At 58.8% G+C, this 968-nt stretch carries 1 protein-coding gene; it reads right to left on the bottom strand.

Annotated features, from left to right (window positions below):
• Positions 1–864 (bottom strand): IS1380 family transposase (locus C5F46_RS16205; RefSeq protein ID WP_107326315.1); only part of this gene is annotated, 864 nt, incomplete at its 3' end.
• Positions 865–968: the final 104 nt, after the last annotated feature.

The following is a 968-nucleotide window of genomic DNA, read 5'->3' on the forward strand; positions in this document are numbered from 1 at the left end:
GAACCGTCTGACCTTGTGACCCGTGTCGCGGGTGTAACGCGCTGCCGTCGAAGCCTCCAGAGTTTGGACCTCCTCCTGAAGGCGCGTATTGCGGCTCAAGCCAAGGACATAACGCAAGCCCAGCTGGTCACACAGATCCAGAACCTCCGGTGTGCAGTAATGGCTATCCGCCCGCAGCAGGATCGCGGTCTTGGGCCAGTGCTTGCGGATTTCCCGGATCAAGCGACGCAGATGTGCGGCACTCTCCGCCCCTTTCGGCCGACGGGCCGGACGTAGCAAGGCCCCGACCAGCCGTCCTTCCCCGTCAAAGACGACAATGGGCTGGAAGCCGTATTCGTCATAGTAGGCGTTGAACAGGCGCAACTGCTGGTGCCCATGAGCCGCATCAAATGTGTCGTCGATATCCAATACGATCCGCCCGGGCACACGCGCAAAGGATTGGCAGTAGAAACGGACCATCGCCCGCGCCATCCGGATCAGATCACGCTGGGTGGGCAAGTTCTCCATCCGCGAGATTGTCGGCTGCGAGCACAGCGCGGCCCCTGTCTGCGGGTTGCGATCGAGCGCCATCTTGAAGGACGGGTCATGCCGCAGATCGGCGGCGTCATTGCCATCTTCATACCCCGCGGCAATCATCATCATGCGGAACCGGATAATGTCTTCCAGACTGTGCCGGACCTTCGATGGATCGCGAGGATCGGCAAGGCAGGATGCCAACACGCCAGATAAGCTCATCCGACGCTCGACCTCCCGCAGAAGCGTCAGGCCCGCATCCGAACTCATGTCCGCCCCATCGAAATTTATCAACACGGACTTGCCATTCACGGGTGACAAAACTGGCACGGTGGGGATAGATTGCTTCATGGTGAGGGGGCCTGCCTTCGAAACTGTAGCTTTCGGTCGGAACAACCAAAAAATACAGCTTTTCATAAGGTTATGCCACCCTCACCAACCCTTCACGAATAATT

The sequence above is a fragment of the Phaeovulum veldkampii DSM 11550 genome, assembly GCF_003034995.1.
Taxonomy (GTDB): domain Bacteria; phylum Pseudomonadota; class Alphaproteobacteria; order Rhodobacterales; family Rhodobacteraceae; genus Phaeovulum; species Phaeovulum veldkampii.